The sequence below is a fragment of the Mesorhizobium qingshengii genome, assembly GCF_027563465.1.
Taxonomy (GTDB): Bacteria; Pseudomonadota; Alphaproteobacteria; order Rhizobiales; family Rhizobiaceae; genus Mesorhizobium; species Mesorhizobium qingshengii_A.
In genome coordinates, this window is the sequence record NZ_JAPFQA010000020.1 from 64,879 (window position 1) to 80,242 (window position 15,364).

The 15,364-nt window shown below is 61.3% G+C and carries 18 protein-coding genes and 1 pseudogene; 13 read left to right on the plus strand and 6 right to left on the minus strand.

Going from position 1 to position 15,364, the window contains the following annotated elements; genetic code table 11:
- Positions 1-9: 9 nt before the first annotated feature.
- Entirely contained in the window at positions 10-990 is a 981-nt protein-coding gene (locus OOJ09_RS27940; protein ID WP_269908290.1) for an FAD:protein FMN transferase, read from the plus strand.
- Between the two features lie 567 nt (positions 991-1,557).
- On the opposite strand, the gene hemN is transcribed toward OOJ09_RS27940, so the two are convergent.
- The 3 genes from hemN to OOJ09_RS27955 all read right to left on the minus strand — a co-directional run bounded on the left by hemN (position 1,558) and on the right by OOJ09_RS27955 (position 4,528).
- A complete protein-coding gene (gene hemN, locus OOJ09_RS27945) occupies positions 1,558-2,910 on the minus strand; it encodes an oxygen-independent coproporphyrinogen III oxidase (RefSeq protein ID WP_269908308.1) in 1,353 nt (450 codons plus the stop codon).
- 266 nt (positions 2,911-3,176) lie between these two features.
- Entirely contained in the window at positions 3,177-3,518 is a 342-nt protein-coding gene (gene fdxA, locus OOJ09_RS27950) for a ferredoxin FdxA (RefSeq protein WP_269908291.1), read from the minus strand.
- A 581-nt stretch (positions 3,519-4,099) separates the two neighbouring features.
- Positions 4,100-4,528, minus strand: a complete 429-nt coding sequence (locus tag OOJ09_RS27955) for an RrF2 family transcriptional regulator (protein WP_269908292.1) — start codon at positions 4,526-4,528, stop codon at positions 4,100-4,102.
- A gap of 236 nt (positions 4,529-4,764) precedes the next feature.
- Here OOJ09_RS27955 and OOJ09_RS27960 point away from each other — a divergent pair, with 236 nt between their 5' ends.
- The 12 genes from OOJ09_RS27960 (at position 4,765) to ccoS (ending at position 14,030) form a co-directional block, all read left to right on the plus strand.
- Positions 4,765-5,016 carry a DUF2249 domain-containing protein gene (locus OOJ09_RS27960; protein WP_269908293.1) on the plus strand — a complete coding sequence of 84 codons (252 nt, stop codon included), beginning with the start codon at positions 4,765-4,767 and terminating at the stop codon, positions 5,014-5,016.
- 65 nt (positions 5,017-5,081) lie between these two features.
- Complete coding sequence (locus OOJ09_RS27965) at positions 5,082-5,420, plus strand: metal-sulfur cluster assembly factor (RefSeq protein WP_269908294.1); 339 nt, start codon at positions 5,082-5,084, stop codon at positions 5,418-5,420.
- A gap of 196 nt (positions 5,421-5,616) precedes the next feature.
- The gene (locus OOJ09_RS27970) at positions 5,617-6,018 is read left to right on the plus strand and encodes a pseudoazurin (protein WP_269908309.1); all 402 of its coding nucleotides are present in this window, start codon (positions 5,617-5,619) and stop codon (positions 6,016-6,018) included.
- 54 nt (positions 6,019-6,072) lie between these two features.
- Positions 6,073-6,453, plus strand: a complete 381-nt coding sequence (locus tag OOJ09_RS32015) for a hypothetical protein (RefSeq protein ID WP_333474493.1) — start codon at positions 6,073-6,075, stop codon at positions 6,451-6,453.
- A 50-nt stretch (positions 6,454-6,503) separates the two neighbouring features.
- Positions 6,504-6,680 (plus strand): hypothetical protein, encoded by a 177-nt coding sequence (locus OOJ09_RS27980; protein ID WP_269908295.1) that lies wholly within the window; start codon positions 6,504-6,506, stop codon positions 6,678-6,680.
- A gap of 438 nt (positions 6,681-7,118) precedes the next feature.
- Complete coding sequence (gene ccoN / locus OOJ09_RS27985) at positions 7,119-8,717, plus strand: cytochrome-c oxidase, cbb3-type subunit I (protein WP_420107562.1); 1,599 nt, start codon at positions 7,119-7,121, stop codon at positions 8,715-8,717.
- Between the two features lie 4 nt (positions 8,718-8,721).
- Complete coding sequence (gene ccoO / locus OOJ09_RS27990; protein ID WP_269908296.1) at positions 8,722-9,474, plus strand: cytochrome-c oxidase, cbb3-type subunit II; 753 nt, start codon at positions 8,722-8,724, stop codon at positions 9,472-9,474.
- Positions 9,475-9,495: 21 nt separating this feature from the next.
- On the plus strand, positions 9,496-9,660 hold the full coding sequence (locus tag OOJ09_RS27995; protein WP_269908297.1) for a cbb3-type cytochrome oxidase subunit 3: 165 nt from the start codon (positions 9,496-9,498) through the stop codon (positions 9,658-9,660).
- Positions 9,651-10,532, plus strand: coding sequence for a cytochrome-c oxidase, cbb3-type subunit III (gene ccoP / locus OOJ09_RS28000; RefSeq protein ID WP_269908298.1), 882 nt, complete (start codon positions 9,651-9,653; stop codon positions 10,530-10,532). The genes OOJ09_RS27995 and ccoP overlap by 10 nt, the downstream gene beginning before the upstream one ends.
- Before the next feature lie 242 nt (positions 10,533-10,774).
- Entirely contained in the window at positions 10,775-11,581 is an 807-nt protein-coding gene (locus OOJ09_RS28005; RefSeq protein ID WP_420107559.1) for a DUF2189 domain-containing protein, read from the plus strand.
- A gap of 14 nt (positions 11,582-11,595) precedes the next feature.
- Positions 11,596-13,884 (plus strand): heavy metal translocating P-type ATPase, encoded by a 2,289-nt coding sequence (locus tag OOJ09_RS28010; protein ID WP_269908300.1) that lies wholly within the window; start codon positions 11,596-11,598, stop codon positions 13,882-13,884.
- Positions 13,881-14,030, plus strand: a complete 150-nt coding sequence (ccoS, locus tag OOJ09_RS28015) for a cbb3-type cytochrome oxidase assembly protein CcoS (RefSeq protein WP_269908301.1) — start codon at positions 13,881-13,883, stop codon at positions 14,028-14,030. The genes OOJ09_RS28010 and ccoS overlap by 4 nt, the downstream gene beginning before the upstream one ends.
- Before the next feature lie 117 nt (positions 14,031-14,147).
- On the opposite strand, the gene OOJ09_RS28020 is transcribed toward ccoS, so the two are convergent.
- The 3 genes and pseudogenes from OOJ09_RS28020 to OOJ09_RS28030 form a co-directional block, all read right to left on the minus strand.
- Entirely contained in the window at positions 14,148-14,369 is a 222-nt protein-coding gene (locus OOJ09_RS28020; protein ID WP_269908302.1) for a hypothetical protein, read from the minus strand.
- Between the two features lie 42 nt (positions 14,370-14,411).
- Complete coding sequence (locus OOJ09_RS28025; protein ID WP_269908303.1) at positions 14,412-14,627, minus strand: hypothetical protein; 216 nt, start codon at positions 14,625-14,627, stop codon at positions 14,412-14,414.
- A 512-nt stretch (positions 14,628-15,139) separates the two neighbouring features.
- Positions 15,140-15,364: pseudogene (locus OOJ09_RS28030) on the minus strand (molybdopterin adenylyltransferase); the annotation flags it as partial.

The following is a 15,364-nucleotide window of genomic DNA, read 5'->3' on the forward strand; positions in this document are numbered from 1 at the left end:
TCCGGAACGATGACCAGACGTCGCATGATCGCCATCAGCGCCGCCGCGGCCGGCATGGCGCTGCTGCCACCGCATGGCAAGGCCGCGCAGGGAGCCGTGACCTGGCAGGGCGAGGCGATGGGCGCGCAGGCCTCGCTCGTCATCCACCATCCAGACCGCGCCATGGCACAGAGACTGACCAATGATGTCGTCGCGGAAGTGCGCCGACTGGAGCGTATCTTCAGCCTCTACCGGGATGATTCAGATCTGACGCACCTGAACCGTCAGCGCTTTCTCATCGCGCCGCCGCGAGAGTTGGTGGACATCCTCCAGCAGTGCCGTGATGTCCGGATGCTGACCGGCGGCGCCTTCGATCCCACGGTGCAGCCGCTGTGGGACGCCTACAGACGCCATTTCTCGACGCCCGGCGCCTCCGAAGCCGGACCTTCGGCGCAGGTTGTGCGCGAATGCCTTCGCCGCGTCGGCCTCGACTGGGTCGCCTCCTCGCCCGACCGGATAGAACTGTCGGTGCCAGGTGCGGCACTGACGCTCAACGGCATCGCCCAAGGCTACGTCACCGACAGGGTGGTCGATCTGCTGAAGGCCGGCGGCATCGAGAGTTCCCTTGTGGATATGGGCGAAAGCCACGCTATCGGTTCGGCTCCGGGCGACCGGCCATGGCGCGTCGGAGTCTCCGATCCGCTCGACTCGACCCGCATCCTCAAGGTTCTCGAAGTGGAGGATCGGGCGGTCGCCACATCGAGCCCGTTCGGCTTCCGCTTCGACGAAGCGGGGATATTCAGCCACATCATCGATCCGCGCAGCGGCGCGACGCCGCAGCGCCATGCCAGCGTCACCGTGGTGGCCGGCCAGGCGGCGCTGGCGGACGCCCTGTCGACCGCCTTCAATCTGATGGACGCGGACGCGATCACGGCCGCAGTCCACGGCAATGCCGACGTCGAGGTCCATATCCTGTCGCATGAGGGTGGATGGACACGTATCGGGGCATGAGGAGGCCTGTCGGAAAGCCGCCCCGATTGCGCGGTTGGCCGCATCGAACTGCGATCTATTCCGTTCCGATCGCGTCGAGCCCGGGTAGCGGGCAAGAGGCAGCCAAGGCGGATCGCGAACGCTGTGGGCTTGCTGGGGGTTGACGAAGAGCGGGTAGCCCCTCGGTGGTTTGGCGCGAAAGGAGGGCGGTGGCAGCCTCAAGCGGGGTCGTCTGGCGCGTCAAGCCGCCGAAGGCGGGCCGGTCCTTCGCTGCAACCTCCTGCATCGTTGCGGGACAGGCCGCGCGGCGCGAGTCCGGTTCCGCAGAGCCTCAGCACATGGCCTTGTGCCCTAGAGGATTCGCAACGGCATGCCCCACTCCGGCAGGTCACATATCGCCGAATTGGCGGCAGCGGGCAGCGCCGATGCGCCTGGCCGCCTTCACGCGCCATTCTTGGAAGCAGCGCGGGCCGCTGAACCGGACCGCGATTTACTTCGGTCAGGGCCCGGGAATGCTCGCTGGCGCGGTCGTCCGGCCTCAACTGTCAACCGTTCCCGGAGTCTTGCCTAAGATCAGGTGGCGAACACTCAGGCGGCCTGACTGTGGCCTCGGCCCGACCGATGGAGATAGGCATCGAAAGCAGCCACGGCCGCGCGCACCAGGAATCGATGATCGCGCGGTACGCGGACGATGCCTTCAGCGACGTCGATGATGCCCTCATCGGCGAGTTCGGCAAGCCTTCTATTGTCGGCAAGCAACACGGCCGGATCAAATCCATGCCGCCCGCAAACCTCGCGCACGTCGACCGTGAAGTCGCACATCAGACGCTCGATGATCTCCGCGCGCAGGCGGTCCTCGTCGGTCAGCCGGTAGCCCCTGGCGGTCGCCAGCCGCCCGGAAGCGACCGAACCGGCATAGAAGCCGAGGCCGACCTGATTCTGGACGTAGCCGTGACGGGTGTGGCCGATAGCGGAGGCGCCGAAGCCGACCAGCGTTTCGCAATTGTCGGTGGTGTAGCCTTGGAAGTTGCGCCGCAACGTTCCCGTAGCCTGCGACCGCGAGAGATCGTCGTCAGGCAGCGCAAAGTGATCCAGGCCGATCTGAACGTAGCCCGCGGCAACGAGCGTATCGGCTATCGCCTGCGACTGCTCCATGCGAGCGACGCTATCCGGCAGGGTCGCTTCCTCGATCATGCGCTGGTGCTTCTTGAAGGACGGCACGTGAGCATAGCCGAACACCGCAAGCCGGTCAGGCCGCATGGCGGCTGCGACTTTGGCCGTGTCGATACAGGATCGGACCGTCTGGTGAGGCAGGCCGTAGATCAGGTCGAAATTGATGCTGCTCACGCCGGACTGGCGCAGGCGCTCGACCGCTCCCAGTGTTGTCTCCTCGCTTTGGATGCGATTGACCGCGCTCTGGACCACCGGGTCGAAGCTCTGCACGCCCAGGCTGGCGCGCCCGACGCCCGCGCCGCCCAAGGCGCCCGCCATCTCGATCGTGAGCGTGCGCGGATCGATCTCGACCGCAATTTCGGCGGTTTCCATCAAAGCGAAGCGATCGCGAAGGAGATCCGTCAGTGCAACGAAATCCGCTGGCGCGATGATGGTGGGAGTACCGCCGCCGAAATGCACCCTCTCGACCTGAAGTGGCTGCGCCGCTTGCGCGGCGACCATCTGGATCTCACTGCGCAGCAGGTCCAGATATTCAACAATCGGCTGATCTTTGGCCGTGACGGTGGTGTGGCAGCCGCAATACCAGCACATCGAGCGGCAGAAGGGGACATGCAGGTAGAGCGAGGCTGGAGCGCCTCGCGGCAGCTGCGACAGCCAGGTTGCATAGGTGTCCACGTCTACCGAAGGCGAGAACTCCGGCGACGGAGGGTAGCTGGTATAGCGCGGTAGACGCTCCTCACCATATTTCTGCAGAACAGACAATTTCACGCCCTTGCTCGCCTCCATTGAAGCATGGACACTTGTCGATTTCCCGCCCGGCTTCTTTGCGGAATGGCAAATGTCTTGAAGGCAATGCTGAGGAGCGGTTGTGCGCGCCATCGACGAGAGTGGCGGCGTCGAATTCGCGGCGAGGACAGAAATCGAAACTGCGGGCCATTCCGGCTGCCGCTGCCCGCGCGGTCGGCCGAGATTCATTTGCCCGCACCGTCGACGGCCCGCACCGTCGACGGCCATGATCAGGCGAAGGCACCAGATCAATCGCCCTCACCGGGTTTGCCGCTGAAATGGGCGTCGAATTTTCCGGGCACTCCGTCCCAGGCGTTCGCGTCGGCGGGCGGTATCTTCTTGCGCGTTATATTGGGCCAGGACGACGCGTATTCGCGATTGAGGTCGAGCCAGGCCGGGGTGGCGGAGGGGTCGGTGTCCGGGAAGATCGCTTCCGCTGGACATTCAGGGACGCAGACGCCGCAGTCGATGCACTCATCGGGATGGATGACGAGCATGTTCTCGCCCTCGTAGAAGCAGTCCACAGGACACACTTCGACGCAGTCCATGTATTTGCATTTGATGCAATTGTCGGTGACGACGTAGGCCATGCGAGATCCTCAAGCGGCAGTCGGGCGCGGTCTTGCAGCGCGCGCGGATTGGGCGCGCGCGGCGGCAAGGGCCATCCAGTCGCGGTAGAGGCCTTGATCCTCCCTGGAAAAGGACATGCGACGCTTCATGTCGTCGAAAGCATCTCCAGGATGGCTCCGGTCATAATTCGCGCGAACCAAGGCTTCGAGACAAGCACGCTCCGCCGTATCCGCGGGCTGGACGAAACTGTGCGAATTGCTCAGCATGGCAATCTCCTTTCGGTTGGTTCAATCCATAACTGCCTGGGATCTGTCTTGCTCAAGCGCCCAGATTGCGCAGGGCGGGCAGTCGGCGCCACAGTGTTCAATCACCGAGAAGATCAGGCCGAGCCGCTCCTGGCGTGACAGGCCGCAGGTGAGGGCCGAGCGCGTCAACGCTGGCAAGAAACCTCGAAGGGTACGCAAGGCGCAACCGATGAAAGAGGCTGGCAAGGTGATCACCATCAGTTGACATAAAAGATATATTGTTAATATATCTTTTATGTCATGACCCAGCAAGACAAAACGGTGCGACCAGGTGAAGCGGGGAGCGTCGCCAGCCCTTAGGCCGCGGGCTGGATGCCGAACGCCTCGGGACTGAGCAGAAGGTCAGCCAATGTGTAGCGCTCAAGCGTCCCCGAGAAGGCGGCGAGAGCCTCCTTCAGCATGCCACGCAGGCGACAATGCGGGGTGATCAGGCAATTGTTCTCGCTTCTGAAGCATTCGACCAGCGCAAAATCGGGCTCGGTCGCCCGCAAGACGTCGCTCAACCGGATTTGCGCTGGCGCCCTGGCGAGCGTGAGGCCGCCAGAGCGGCCGCGCACTGCCTTCAGGAAGCCGGCGCGGGTCAGTTGGTTGGCCACCTTCATGAGGTGGGCGCGGGAAATTCCGTAAACCTGAGCGGTTTCCTCAATGGTGACCAGCTGCCCGTTCCTGGCCGCAGCGTACATGAGCAACCGCAGCGAGTAGTCGGAGAAATCTGTCAGTCTCATCCAAAGCCCTCTTGCCCGCCCAATGCGCCCTCTCGGCGATCCGACACCAGAAAGATGCGGCGCGGAGGTATCTTTTGCAAGGCCGCCAATTTCGACTCTATCCACTAAACATACATTGACAATATATCTTTATGGGTCGATTATCGATGACCATCGGCGCAGCGCAAGTTGCCTCGCCGCGGCGGTGGTCGGGGATTGGATCTGCCGCTCCTCGCTGAAATCAAAGGAACTGTTCAATGGCATGTACGACGGAAGCAGAAACGAACGAAATAGATGTCCGCAGCCTGGTGCCGATGCAGAGGCACCAGAAGATTTTCGAGCTTGTCGATCAGCTTGCGCCCGGCGGGAAGTTCATCCTCGTCAACGATCATGATCCAAAGCCTCTCTACTACCAGCTGGAGGCAGAACATCCGCACCAGTTCTCCTGGACCTATCTCGAAAGAGGGCCGGTCTGGCGCGTCGAGATCGAACGCCTCTCCAAGGCGTGACGCAGGCATAACAACCAACAAGCCGCCCGCCACCTCTGCGTCGCGGCGTATGCAGGGGCCGTGACATGACGGTTGGAGCAGAATCACCGCTGGACGACGAGAAGGTCAAGGAGGCGCTTCGCCTCGTGATCGATCCGGAACTCGGCTACAACATCGTCGACCTGGGGCTTGTCTATGCTGTCCTGGTCAACGATGGCGGCGTCGTCAACATCGTGATGACCACCACGACACGCGGTTGCCCCGCCACCACCTTCATGAAGGAGGGGGCCCGCGACGCCGCGTGGAACGTTCCAGGCGTCGAATTCGTCGACGTCACTCTGACCTATGAACCGCCCTGGTCGCCGCAGAAGATGAGCATCGACGCCAAACGCCACCTCCGCATCGGCGATGATGGCGACTGGTGAGCGATGTTTGCCCTGCCGGGATCGTGTCCAGGCAAGCCAAAGGCTGCGATGCCGACAGTCCGATTGGATCGCCGGCATCCGCTCGCCGGCCTCGAGTTGCTGGCAAGCCCGCCATAGAGAATCTGATCAGGGAGGTAAGATCATGGGATACGCATTTGCAGTCGCCGCTGCAGTCGCCGCCGCGCTCGCGGCATCGATGGTCGCAGGAGACGCGCAGGCGGCCGATCATCAAATCCAGATGCTCGACAAGGGCGAGAAAGGCGTCATGGTCTTCCAGCCTGACTTTGTCCGGGCAGCGCCGGGCGACACCGTGACGTTCGTGCCGACTGACAAGGGGCACAATGCTGAAAGCATCTGGGGCATGATCCCCGACGGGGCAAAGACCTTCAAAGGCAAGGCTGGTGAACAAATCACCGTTATGCTCGACAAGGAAGGTGTCTACGGCGTGAAGTGCGCGCCCCACTATGGAATGGGCATGGTGGCGCTGATCGTCGTCGGCAAACCGGTCAATCTGGCGCACGCATCGACTGTCAGACGGGCGGGAAAGGCAAAGAAAGTGTTCGAAAACCTCTTGGCTCAGGTTGGAGCCGGCAATTGAAGGAGAGCCGATCCTATTTCTGGATGTCAGCAGGGTTCACCGGGTGGGCATTTGTTGGCCTGGATTGTTCCTTTTTGGATTCCGCCGCTGGCCTCGCTGGAATCCGGAGGCCATTCTCATCGGGTGCCGCTGGTCTACGGCGCGCTCGAACCTGCAAGACGAATGATCTGGATCAGGGCCAGATCTGCCTTTCCAATGCAGATTGAATCGAAGTCCATGTGGAATCCGATCCTCACCGTTCCGTACGATCTTGAGCTCGAACTGGCCGTCCTCGACGGGGAGGGCGAACACGCGCTTGTATTTCCGTGCACGAAGCACCTACAATGCTGGAGAAACGCCTTGACCGGCGAGCGGATCGACATCGATCCGACCCACTGGCGCGCTTGGCATCCTTCCCGTTTCGCCAATGGCGCCCTGCCTGACGCGCGAAGCTGACGCAGGCTCTGGCCCCGCATGGGGCGCAAGGACGGAGGACTTCCAGGACAGTGCAGCATCTTGCCGATCCGGGCGCCACGCGCTATTTCGCAGGGATGACCGATGCAATGAAAGTTCACCGCGATTTGGCAGCCGTGCTGGCCTTTGGCTTCGGTGCCATCGTGGTGGCGGTTAGTTTGACATCGCTGGCTTTGACGCTTCTGGCGATTTGCGGCATTCATATCTGACGGCAAAGCCATCGATCGCGCTTGCCTTGCCCCGGGTTCATTTTCTGCACAACGAAGGCGTCGACCGACGTCGCCCGGAAGTTCGCTCTTGCGACGGTGTTAGGGCCTCTCCTCGGTTCCGGTCGTCGCAAACGGCTGAAATCCGGCCAGAAACAGTCGACCAAAATCTTGGCATGAAGGCGAGCGTTCTCAAGTGTATATTATCCCAGTCTCATAGACAAAAGTCGCACGCTGTTCACGACGCGCGAAAAGCGCGCAGAGTTGGCCAGCGGGTTTGCCTGCATGCGGAACTTGCGGCATTGCTTGAAACCGGTGATTTGAACTGCCATGGTGTGATCTAGAACAGGAATCGACTGGTACAGGTGAGCAGGAGGAATTGAATTGATCACCGAGCTGACCTCCAGCGAACGCCAATACGCGGCAGTGATCCTTGTTGTGATGGCGATGGTGGGCGTTGCCATGGCCGCCCTCGGCAGGTCTGATCCGTTCGGGGTGCACGGCGTGATCGTGCTGGTCTACAGTGTTGGTCTGCTGTTTCTCGTATTGTCCTCGTTCTACGCGCCCGAGCCGCGGACAGACCGGCAGGCCAGCTATTATGACGATCCCATCAAGGTCGGCATTGCGCTGTCCATGGCTTGGGCCGTGTTTGGCATGTTCATGGGTGTCTGGATCGCAGCGCAACTTGCCTGGCCGACCCTCGCCTTCGATGCCGCTTGGTCGACTTTCGGACGACTGCGTCCGACCCATACCACTGGCGTCATTTTCGGCTTCGGTGGCAATGCCCTGATCGCGACCTCGTTCCACGTCGTGCAACGCACCTCGCGCGCTCGTCTGGCGGGCCAGATCAGTCCCTGGTTCGTGCTGTTGGGTTTCAATCTCTTCTGCATTCTGGCCGTCACCGGCTACGTCATGGGCGTGACCCAGTCGAAGGAGTATGCAGAGGCCGAATGGTACGCCGACCTCTGGCTGGTGGTCGTGTGGGTGACGTATTTCATTCTCTATCTTCGCACCCTCGCGCGGCGCAAGGAGCCGCATATCTACGTGGCCAACTGGTACTACATGGCCTTCATCGTGGTCGTCGCGATCCTGCATATCGTCAACAACCTCGCCGTGCCCGTGTCGATTGGACATGCCAAAAGCTACACGATCTGGGCGGGGGTGCAGGATGCCATGGTGCAATGGTGGTACGGTCACAACGCCGTCGCCTTCTTCCTCACGTCGGGCTTTTTGGGCATGATGTATTACTACCTGCCGAAGCGGGCGGGACGGCCAATCTTTTCCTACAGATTGTCTATCCTCAGCTTCTGGGGAATTACCTTCTTCTATATGTGGGCAGGCTCACATCACCTCCACTACACGGCGCTGCCACACTGGGTGCAGAACCTCGGCATGACGTTTTCCGTGATGCTCCTGGTGCCGTCCTGGGCATCGGCAGGAAATGCGCTGCTGACGCTGAACGGCGCCTGGCACAAGGTGCGCGACGACGCCACGTTGCGCTTCATGATGGTAGCCGCCGTTTTCTACGGCCTGTCCACCTTCGAAGGCTCGTTTCTGGCAATTCGTCCCGTGAATTCGCTCTCGCACTACACAGACTGGACCATCGGCCATGTCCATGCCGGTGCGCTCGGCTGGGTGGCCTTCATCACCTTCGGCTCGCTTTACACGCTCGTTCCCGCGCTGTGGAAACGCGACGCCATGCATTCGGCCGCCCTTGTCGAGGTCCACTTCTGGCTCGCGCTCGCCGGAACACTCATCTACGTCTTTGCGATGTGGAACTCCGGCATCATACAGGGGCTGATGTGGCGCACCTACACAGAAGATGGGACGCTGGCCTATTCCTTCGTCGATTCTCTGATCGCCATGTATCCCTATTACATCGCGCGCGCTTTTGGCGGGCTCCTGTTCCTGCTTGGGGCGCTTGTTGCCTGCTACAACATCTGGATGACCGCTCGAGCCACACCGCTCATCGCGGGCAGTCAGCTGGATCTGCCGGATCGGCGCCCCGCAACGGGCACGGCACCGAGCCCGGCGGAGTAAGAACATGCCTGAACTCTTCCACCGCAAGATCGAACGGACGGCGATTGGCTTTGTGCTGGCTATCATCGCCGCGGCCAGCGTCGGCGGCCTTGTCGAGATCGCACCGCTGTTCACCATCCACGAGACTGTCGAAGAGGCGCCCGACATGCGTCTCTATACGCCTTTGGAGCTCGCAGGCCGCAACATCTATGAACGAGAGGGCTGCTACGCCTGTCACAGCCAGATGATCCGCACCTTGCGTGACGATGTCGAGCGCTATGGTCCCTATTCGCTTGCGGTCGAATCCAAATACGATCACCCGATGCTTTGGGGCTCGAAGCGTACCGGCCCGGACCTTGCGCGCATTGGTGGCAAGTACTCCGATCTCTGGCACGTAACGCACCTTATGAACCCGCGGGACGTGGTTCCGGAATCCAACATGCCGTCTTATCGGTTTCTCGCCCGCACTCCGCTGGAAACAGCCGATTTCGGCATGCAGCTGGCGGCGATGCGTGAAGTCGGTGTGCCCTATACCGACGATATGATCGCCAATGCGGCGAGGGATGCGCTTGGCCAAGCGACCCCCGACAGCGATTTCTCGGCGGGCGTTGTTGAACGCTATGGCGAGAAGACCCAGGTGAGCGCCTTTGACGGCGTGGCGACCGAACTCACCGAGATGGATGCGCTGGTGGCATATCTGCAAGTGCTCGGGCGCCTGACAGACGCTGCCTACAAGCAGACGGCGGCATCGGAAAAAGCGCCGGGCTCACAGCAATGACGCGGCAACAGAGTACGCACGATGGACCACGATACGCTCGTCGCATTCTCCAAGAGTTGGGGGCTGTTCTACTTGATCGCGTTCGCCATTGGCGTTTGCGTTTATGCGTTCTGGCCCTCAAACCGCAAGATGTTCGATGATGCCAAGAAGAACATTCTCGATCGGGACGACACGCCATGGCAGTAGAGGAAATTGACGCCGCAACTGGCCACGCGACGACGGGACACGAGTGGAACGGCATAAAGGAACTCGACATCCCCGTTCCGCGGGGCGTCCTGATGTTCCTCATCATCACGCACCTGTTCGCCGTGATCTGGTGGTTCGTGATGCCGACCTGGCCTTTGGGAACGACCTATACCAAAGGCCTGCTCAACACCGATCAGCGCAAGATCGTGGCACAGAAGCTCGTCGAGGCGAGCGCCGAGCGAGCATCATGGTCCGATGCGATAAGCAATTCGAGCTACGATGAAGTGCTGTCGGATCCGCGGTTGATGGACGTCGTAAAACAGACCGGCCACCGGCTCTTCGGCGACAATTGTGCGGCCTGCCATGGGCGGGATGGCAAAGGCGGCAAGAACTATCCCGACCTGACCGATCACGACTGGATCTGGGGCGGCGGCCCGGAGGCAATCGCACAGACGATCACGACGGGCGTCAATTCCAGCCATGCGGAAAGCCGGGTTTCGCAGATGCCGGCCTTTGGGCGCGACGAGATGCTTGATCCCGCTCAGGTCAGGACCGTGGCGGCCTATGTCCATTCACTCGGCAATCCGACTGACTCCACGCCCAAGACCATCGAAACGATCGCAGCGGGCAGGCAAGTCTTCCTGACCACGTGCGCGGCCTGTCACGGCGAAAACGCCAAGGGCAATTCAGACCTTGGCGCGCCCAACCTTACCGACGACTATTGGATATACGGCGGCGACCTTCAAAGCATTATCGCCACCATTCACGGCGGACGCCAGGGACACATGCCGACTTGGGACAAGCGGCTCGGCCCGCTGCAAATCAAGATCCTTGCGCTCTATGTCTATTCGTTAGGCCTCGAGACGCCATGACGGGATGAAGAGAATGGCACTGGCGAAACAGAAACGATCACGCGTTCGGCCCCTCGTCTGGCTGCTTGTTCCGGCCGCAATGCTGCTTTTCGTCGGGGCGAACGCGCATCTGCTCTATGTTGCCTTTACCTCGCAACCGGAATGCGTTTCGCATCTGAGGGCTCCCGACCCCTCGAGCGGCAGATTCAGGGCCGCCAATTCCGACTGTTGAAAGAGACGTGGCCGCTCGCGAGGAAAGAATGATGACGGATGTCGACAAACGCTACGGGTTGCTGAACGAAGTCTCGGGCATCGAGGAAACCCGAAATCCACAGCGCCAGCGACATTTGCCGATGGGCGCCGCCTTCGGGTGGGTCACGGCGGGCTGGCACGATCTCATGGTGAGGCCTGGTCCCAGCCTCGTCTATGGATTCGCCGTCTTTGCCGTTTCGCTCGTCTTTATCTGGGCGATGTTCATCCTCGAATGGGATTACATCCTGTTTCCCGCTCTTGCCGGGTTCATGATCGTGGCTCCTGTTCTCGCGGTCGGACTCTATGAAAAGAGCCGGGCCATCGAAAACGGCGAGCAGCCGACGCTGGGCGCGATGCTGCGGGTCAAGCCGCGGGCTGGCGCGCACATGTTTTTCACCGGCCTGCTGCTTTGCCTGCTGATGTTGTTGTGGATGCGGGCGGCGGTGCTCATCTATGCCCTGTTTTTCGGGATCCGGCCGTTTCCCGGCCTTGATCACATCATCGGCGTACTTCTGACGAGCCCCATGGGATTGGCCATGATCATCATCGGAACCTTGATCGGCGGGCTGTTCGCCGCCTTCGGTTTTGCGATCAGCGTCTTCTCCGTCCCGATGCTGCTGGATCAGCAAACAGACGCGTTGACGGCCATGGCAACCAGCATGGCGATGGTCTGGAACAACCTTGTCCCGATGCTCACGTGGGGAGCGATTGTGCTCGCCCTGTTTGCGGTGAGCGTCGGTACCGGTCTCGTCGCCCTGATCGTGGTCTTCCCGCTGTTGGGCCACGCCACCTGGCATGCCTACAAAGCCATTCGCTGAATCGGCCAGATCGCATGTCCTGCTGTTCACCAGCCGACGCCCGGCTCGAAATTGAGACACTCGCTTCCGTAGCGCTTGATGAAATCCGGCTGGCCAGCCGGGACCTCGGCGACGGCACGCGTCAAACCGACCTTTGCGTTCCAACCATGCACTGCGGAGCCTGCATGGCGGCGGTGGAAAAAGCGCTCTCTTCGCTGGATGGGGTCATCAGTGCGCGCGTCAACCTCTCGATGAAACGTGCCGCCGTCCGCTGGCGCACGGCCGGAGATGCAGTTCCCGATCTGATTGGAGCGCTGGAGAGAATTGGCTACCGGGCGCACCTGTTTGCTCCCGGAGCCGACGCGAGGGATGTCGAGCTGCCCCGGCTTGTCAGGGCGATGGCGGTTGCTGGCTTCTGCAGCATGAACATCATGATGTTGTCGGTGTCCGTGTGGTTTGGCGCCGACGGACAGACACGGCAAGCATTCCATATGGTTTCGGCCGCCTTGGCTCTTCCGGCAATCCTGTATTCAGGACGCATTTTCTACCTGTCGGCGTGGGCGGCGTTGCGGCACCGTCGCACCAACATGGACGTTCCCATTTCGATCGGCGTGGCATTGGCATTTGGCCTGAGTCTGTACGACACCGCCCACAATGCGCCGCACGCCTATTTCGACGCGGCAACGACCCTGCTGTTCTTTCTTCTGATCGGGCGCACGCTGGACCATATGATGCGTGAAAAGGCGCGTTCGGCGGTTTCTGGCCTGGCTCGGCTTTCGCCTCTCGGCGCAACACTCATCGATGCGGACGGCACTCGACGATACGTTCCAACGATGGCCGTCGAGCCCGCCGCGCTCCTGCTCATCGCTCCGGGCGACAGGATTCCGGTTGACGGCATCGTAGTGACGGGAAATTCTGAGCTAGACGCCTCGCTGGTTTCAGGAGAAAGCGTGCCCGTCCCTGCCGCGCCCGGCACGGCGGTGCAGGCCGGGCTCATGAACCTCTCCGGCCCGCTCACCGTAAGAGCAACCGCACGCGCGGAAGACTCGTTTCTGGCGCAGATGCTGAGGATGATGGAAGCCGCCGAGGGGGGACGCGCGCGTTATCGCCGCATCGCCGACCGCGCTTCGGCATTGTATGCCCCAGCAGTCCACACGATCGCTCTGCTGTCTCTTCTTGGCTGGCTTTACGCGACAGGCGATTGGCACCTGTCGATATCCATTGCAATCTCCGTCCTCATCATAACCTGCCCTTGTGCGCTCGGACTAGCCGTTCCCATCGTCCAGGTTGTAGCCGCGGGGCGCCTTTTCGAGCGGGGCATCATGGTCAAGGATGGCTCCGCGCTGGAACGTCTCGCCGAGGCGGATGCGGTCCTTTTCGACAAGACGGGAACGCTGACGCTAGGAAACCTGCGTCTGACCAATGTCGACGTGATCCCTCTGTCCGCCCTTGCCATTGGCGCTGCACTCGCGGCCGGATCACGCCATCCCGCGGCCAGGGCGATCATTGCGCAGGCCGCCGTTCGATCAATGCCCACCTTCTCCTTCGATAACCTCCAGGAGATTCCCGGTCTCGGACTGGAAGGCTCCGCGAAGGGCAGCCGCTACCGTCTCGGCCGCGCCGGCTGGGCACTTGGAAGGGAGTCGGAAGACGAAAAGGGCTCGGCCATGGGCACCGTTTCTGTCCTGGCGAGGGACGGTCAAGGGCTAGCGACGTTCTTGTTTGAAGATCAGATACGCCCTGATGCGGCACAGACTGTCCGAGATTTGATGCGCGCCGGGATTGCCAGCGAGATCCTGTCAGGCGACCGTATTGCTGTCGCCAACGCTATCGCGAAACGACTCGGTATCGACCGCGTTTCGGCTGAGCTCCTGCCCTTCGACAAAGTGGCGCGCGTCGCCGAGCTGGCTCGCCTCGGCAGAAAAGTCATGATGGTCGGCGACGGGCTGAATGACGCTCCCGCACTTGTCGCTGCCCACGTCTCGATGGCTCCGGCCACCGCTGCAGATGTCGGCCGCAACGCCGCAGATTTCGTGTTCCTCAAGGAGAGCCTCTCGGCGGTGACCGATGCACTGGGTGTCTCGCGCCGAGCCGGCTCGCTGATCCGCCAGAATTTTGCGCTCGCCATTGCCTACAACGCAATCGCGGTGCCGATCGCTATTGCCGGCTCCGTCACCCCGTTCTTCGCTGCGTTGGCCATGTCGCTTTCCTCCATCTTGGTGATAGCCAACGCGACAAGATTGAGAATCGCGGACGCTCCCGCGCCAGGACCTGAACTTCCATCGCTCATTCGGCCATCGGTGCAATTTGGCAGCCGTCCATGAACTACCTGGCCGTCCTCATCCCAGTCGCGATCCTGCTGGGCCTCGTCGGGGTTGGAGCATTCATGTGGACTTTGCGCTCGGGCCAGTATGACGATCTGAGCGGGGCGGCCGAGCGGATACTCTTCGATGACGAAGACCGTCCTTAGAAGGCAACGCGAAACGATTTGACGAAGACGCGTCCGCAATCTTCGTCAACGCTCACTCATCACGTAAGGGAAGACCAAAAAAGGAACGCAGCAAGAACCGGTCAAGTCCGGGCCGCGTCACTCGGGAGTGCCGGCATCGCAGTGCGCTATAGCGTCGAGGATCGTCCGGTAGAGGCTGTCTACTTCTTCATCAATCTCTTCCCGCTTGATGCCGAGTGCCTTGGCGTCAACAAACAGCTTGTGCGTCAGCTCGTCGACGGAGATGACATCCGCCTTTGTCGTCTCGGGGACGTTGTTGGCGATCCAATGATCCAAGAAGTCAATGCCGCGTGTGCTCATCCCGCGACAAGTTCGCGAACGCGTTTCGGTTCCCGAGCCGGCTCAGTCGGTATTGATATTCTTTCGTTGTGTGTTTTTGACGGCGGCCTTACGGCGTTCGGCTGGAGGAGGCCTCTCCATGGCTGCTTCCACCAAAAGTCGCTGTTCGCGTAGCCGCTTCGTTTTGGCGTTGCGAATTTGACGCTCTGCCTCGATCGCAAGTTTTGACTCGCGATCAGCCCGCTCCAACCGTTCTTTGTCAACTTTTCGATGGGTCATGAAAGCCTCCTGGGGCCTACAGACTTTGAATGCCTGAACCGGTGAATATGTTCCTCGATTGGGATACAGCGTGCCGAGCCCCTCATCCTTCCCCGAAAGCGGGCTTCGCCATTCCTCTTGATGATGATGGGCTATGATCTGCCATAGCGGGTCGTACGCCCTGCTGCTCGACCTCCGCGCCAGTGTGGCGATATCTGATTTGCCTAGCCCGGCGACGGGTTCGCTGTGGCCGCCCCATGGCGAGCTGAGCGCGATGTAACTTATTCCTCCCGAAACGCCTGCAATGCGGCACGCCGCACCTTCTTCGCCGCGCAAGTGTCTCACGCTGCTGGTCAGGCCCGGCTTGAGCGATCGCGTGACCGGAGGCAATCAGCGCTAAGGCCGTGGGCGATCGCAACGATCGCGGCCGCCGGTCGGCGGTCAACGCCGTGAGCGACGCGCTGGCCACCGAGCTTACGCATATGCTCACCCGACGCTTACTGGCTGCGGTGGGCTGACGCGTCTCGCATGCCTTAATCAAACATCGCCGGGTCTGCGACAATCGGAACTGCGCCGATCAGCTCAAGACAGTACGGCACGGCGGGGAAAACAGCATTCAGGCACACGTCGATAGATGCCGGCTTGCCGGGCAGATTTATTATCAGCGAACGACCGCGCACTTCAGCGGTCTGACGTGAAAGGATTGCCGTGCGGACCTGGCGCAAGCTAGCCTGCCGCATGAGTTCGCCAAAGCCGGC

What these genes read in the sequence shown, in the direction of transcription:
- OOJ09_RS27940 (WP_269908290.1), top strand. Translation starts at nt 10, where the DNA reads ATGACCAGACGTCGCATGATCGCCATCAGCGCCGCCGCGGCCGGCATG.
- fdxA (WP_269908291.1), bottom strand. Translation starts at nt 3,518, where the DNA reads ATGGCCTACGTCGTCACCGACAATTGCATCAAATGCAAATACATGGAC.
- OOJ09_RS27955 (WP_269908292.1), bottom strand. Translation starts at nt 4,528, where the DNA reads ATGAGACTGACAGATTTCTCCGACTACTCGCTGCGGTTGCTCATGTAC.
- OOJ09_RS27960 (WP_269908293.1), top strand. Translation starts at nt 4,765, where the DNA reads ATGGCATGTACGACGGAAGCAGAAACGAACGAAATAGATGTCCGCAGC.
- OOJ09_RS27965 (WP_269908294.1), top strand. Translation starts at nt 5,082, where the DNA reads ATGACGGTTGGAGCAGAATCACCGCTGGACGACGAGAAGGTCAAGGAG.
- OOJ09_RS27970 (WP_269908309.1), top strand. Translation starts at nt 5,617, where the DNA reads ATGGTCGCAGGAGACGCGCAGGCGGCCGATCATCAAATCCAGATGCTC.
- ccoN (WP_420107562.1), top strand. Translation starts at nt 7,119, where the DNA reads ATGGCGATGGTGGGCGTTGCCATGGCCGCCCTCGGCAGGTCTGATCCG.
- ccoO (WP_269908296.1), top strand. Translation starts at nt 8,722, where the DNA reads ATGCCTGAACTCTTCCACCGCAAGATCGAACGGACGGCGATTGGCTTT.
- OOJ09_RS27995 (WP_269908297.1), top strand. Translation starts at nt 9,496, where the DNA reads ATGGACCACGATACGCTCGTCGCATTCTCCAAGAGTTGGGGGCTGTTC.
- ccoP (WP_269908298.1), top strand. Translation starts at nt 9,651, where the DNA reads ATGGCAGTAGAGGAAATTGACGCCGCAACTGGCCACGCGACGACGGGA.
- OOJ09_RS28005 (WP_420107559.1), top strand. Translation starts at nt 10,775, where the DNA reads ATGACGGATGTCGACAAACGCTACGGGTTGCTGAACGAAGTCTCGGGC.
- OOJ09_RS28010 (WP_269908300.1), top strand. Translation starts at nt 11,596, where the DNA reads ATGTCCTGCTGTTCACCAGCCGACGCCCGGCTCGAAATTGAGACACTC.
- ccoS (WP_269908301.1), top strand. Translation starts at nt 13,881, where the DNA reads ATGAACTACCTGGCCGTCCTCATCCCAGTCGCGATCCTGCTGGGCCTC.
- OOJ09_RS28020 (WP_269908302.1), bottom strand. Translation starts at nt 14,369, where the DNA reads ATGAGCACACGCGGCATTGACTTCTTGGATCATTGGATCGCCAACAAC.
- OOJ09_RS28025 (WP_269908303.1), bottom strand. Translation starts at nt 14,627, where the DNA reads ATGACCCATCGAAAAGTTGACAAAGAACGGTTGGAGCGGGCTGATCGC.